This is a genomic window from Nocardioides sp. (assembly GCF_031422975.1).
Taxonomy (GTDB): domain Bacteria; phylum Actinomycetota; class Actinomycetes; order Propionibacteriales; family Nocardioidaceae; genus Nocardioides.
This window is the reverse complement of the sequence record NZ_JANPEO010000489.1, coordinates 1-2,471: the sequence shown is the minus strand read 5'-3', so window position 1 is coordinate 2,471 and position 2,471 is coordinate 1. Positions and strand designations below refer to the sequence as shown.

Sequence of the window (2,471 nt, the reverse complement as noted above, 5' to 3'; positions counted from 1 at the left end):
AGCCGCCGCCCCTGCCGCCGAGTCCGACGGCAGCCACACGGGCACGCAGTCGCACGAGGTCGTCGAGGTCTCGCGCGGCACCCAGCGCACGTGGGGCCTGCTGACCGGGTCGCTCGCCGTCGGAGTCGCGCTGGGCGGCCTGGTCTCGCTGGTCTCCGCGGGCACCCTCGGCCGGATCGGCCGGCTGCTGCCCGGCCAGTCGACGGCACTCATCTCCCTGATCGGCTTCGTGGCGGTGGCGCTCGTGCCGTTCCTGAAGTACCCCGCCACCCCGCCCGCGGTCGGCAGCGGTGACACGATCGGTGACCGGACCGCCCTCTACTTCGGGTTCCTGGTGGTCTCGGTCGTCGCGGCGGTCCTCGCGACGTACGCCGCCGGCCGCCTGATCGACCGGATCGGGACCTACGGCGCTGTGGTTCTTGGTGCGGCGGGCTACCTCGTCGTGGTGCTCGTCGCCAGCCAGGTGTTCGCAGGAGTCAACGAGGTCGGCGACTTCCCGGCCGACACCCTGTGGTCCTTCCGCCTGTCGTCGGTGATCACGCTGGCCACCCTGTGGGGGGTGCTCGGCGTCGTGCTGACCGGGCTGGTGTCGCGGCTGTACGCCCGGGAGACGGCGGTCACCGAGCGGCGTGAGCTGGCCGCCAGCCTCTGAGACCCTGCTCGAGGCGCCGCTTCGCGAGGAAGTGGGAGCAGGGCGCATGGCCAACGAGGCGTTCTACTCCACCGGCGCCCAGGCGGCCACTCAACGGGGGAGTCGGTGGCTCTCGACGGGCACGCCCTCGACGAGATGACCGGTGACGATCGCTCGTGCGGTGTCGGGGTCGACGTCGCCGTACCAGACATCGTCCGGCTGGATGCTGACCACGGGCGCCTGGTTGCAGGGGAACTGGCAGCCGGTGTGGGTGACGAGCACGTCGTGGTCGCCGAGCCCGGCCTCCATCATCGCAAGGACCAGCGCGCGCATCGTCTCGTCGCCTCCCTGCGCGGTGCAGCGCGGGCCGCGGCAGACGAGGACCTGTCGTCGATGACCGGTCACGTCCTCCCAGGCCGCCGACGTGAGGCCGGGTTCGGACCCCCAGATCGGCTTGAGCTCCGCCAGCGCGGAGTCGAGATCGACGCCGGAGAGTGTCGTGACCAGCCGGGTCGCGACGACGAGATTCGGCCTCGCCCCGGCGCGCTCACGCCACCAGTGCGCAGCGATCCGCCGCAACCAGGAGTGGGCGGGCGCGAGCGGACCGAGGTCGACCCCGACGAGGGTGATGACGTCCGCGCCGAGATCGGCCAGCCGCGTCAGCTCGCGCGAGAGCGACGGGTCGCCCATCTGCAGGAACGCCACGGTCGCGCCCCGGGAGCGAGCGGCGGCCAGCAGGTCGTCGCGGCGGTCGACGTCGGTGACGGACATCCCGACCAGCACGAGCGTCACAGCCTGAGCACCCGACCCGCCACCACGAGGTGGACCTCGTCGCAGGCGGTCGCGATCCGCTGGTTGACGAGGCCGAGCAGGTCGCGGAACAGCCGCCCGGAGCGGTGGGCGGGGACCACGCCCAGGCCGACCTCGTTGGTCACGAGCACGACGTCGTCGCGAACAGCCAGGGCCGCGACGACGTCATCGAGCTGATCGTCGACCGCGAGAGTCACCTCGGAAGGCGGCACGTCCCACAGGGAGCGAGAGTCGAGCACGCTCGTCAGCCAGGTGCCGAGGCAGTCGACGAGGACAGGTCCGTCGAGCCGCAGGGCAGACGTCAGGTCGCGGGTCTCCACGGTCGTCCACGACGCAGGCCGGCGCGCCTGGTGGGCGGCGATCCGCGCCACCCAGTCGGGATCCGAGTCCTCGTCGGCGCTCGGGCCGGGGGCGACGTAGGTGACGGACGGCGCGTCGGACAGCAGCGACTCGGCGTGACGCGACTTGCCGGAGCGGACGCCGCCGGTGACCAGGATCAACATGTCAGCTCCTTGACCCAGGCCACGGCCTCGGCGACCTCGTGGACGGTGCGGACCCCTGCGGGGCCGGGCGGGCGGCGTACGACGACGACCTCGACACCCAGTTCGGCGGCCGCTTGCAGCTTCGGCCACGTATGCGCACCACCGGAGTCCTTGGTGACCAGCACGTCGGTTCCGTGCTCGCGCATCAGGGCGAGCTCGTCGGCCAGTGTGTAGTGCCCGCGCTCGGCACGCTCCCGGTGCTGGCGCGCGTCGTCGACGTACCCGATCTCGACCTGCCGCCGGCCTGGGAGGTGCTCACCGACCGTGGCCCCGACGCATTGGCCGGCGAGGCCGCCCTGATGCGCGAGCACGGCACCGACGTCCTGGTCACCAAGGACTCCGGTGGTGCGCATACGTGGCCGAAGCTGGGGGCGGCCACAGAGCTCGGCGTCGAGGTCGTCGTCGTACGCCGCCCGCCCGGCCCCGCAGGGGTCCGCACCGTCCACGAGGTCGCCGAGGCCGTGGCCTGGGTCAAGGAGCTGACATGT

At 72.4% G+C, this 2,471-nt stretch carries 5 protein-coding genes; 2 read left to right on the top strand and 3 right to left on the bottom strand.

Annotated features, from left to right (window positions below):
• A partial coding sequence (locus tag RMO85_RS14590; RefSeq protein ID WP_310529450.1) for a CbtA family protein occupies positions 1-652 on the top strand: 652 nt, incomplete at its 5' end.
• 90 nt (positions 653-742) lie between these two features.
• Here the strand turns inward: RMO85_RS14590 and RMO85_RS14585 are convergent.
• From RMO85_RS14585 to RMO85_RS14575, 3 genes are read right to left on the bottom strand one after another with little or no spacing between them, the layout of a single operon-like run.
• Positions 743-1,423 (bottom strand): (2Fe-2S) ferredoxin domain-containing protein, encoded by a 681-nt coding sequence (locus RMO85_RS14585; RefSeq protein ID WP_310529449.1) that lies wholly within the window; start codon positions 1,421-1,423, stop codon positions 743-745.
• Entirely contained in the window at positions 1,420-1,944 is a 525-nt protein-coding gene (locus tag RMO85_RS14580) for a bifunctional adenosylcobinamide kinase/adenosylcobinamide-phosphate guanylyltransferase (RefSeq protein WP_310529448.1), read from the bottom strand. Before RMO85_RS14580 ends, RMO85_RS14585 begins: the two co-directional genes overlap by 4 nt.
• A complete protein-coding gene (locus RMO85_RS14575; RefSeq protein WP_310529447.1) occupies positions 1,938-2,129 on the bottom strand; it encodes a precorrin-6A/cobalt-precorrin-6A reductase in 192 nt (63 codons plus the stop codon). The genes RMO85_RS14580 and RMO85_RS14575 overlap by 7 nt, the downstream gene beginning before the upstream one ends.
• Here RMO85_RS14575 and RMO85_RS14570 point away from each other — a divergent pair.
• A partial coding sequence (locus RMO85_RS14570) for a precorrin-6A/cobalt-precorrin-6A reductase (protein WP_310529446.1) occupies positions 2,118-2,471 on the top strand: 354 nt, incomplete at its 3' end. The genes RMO85_RS14575 and RMO85_RS14570 overlap by 12 nt on opposite strands.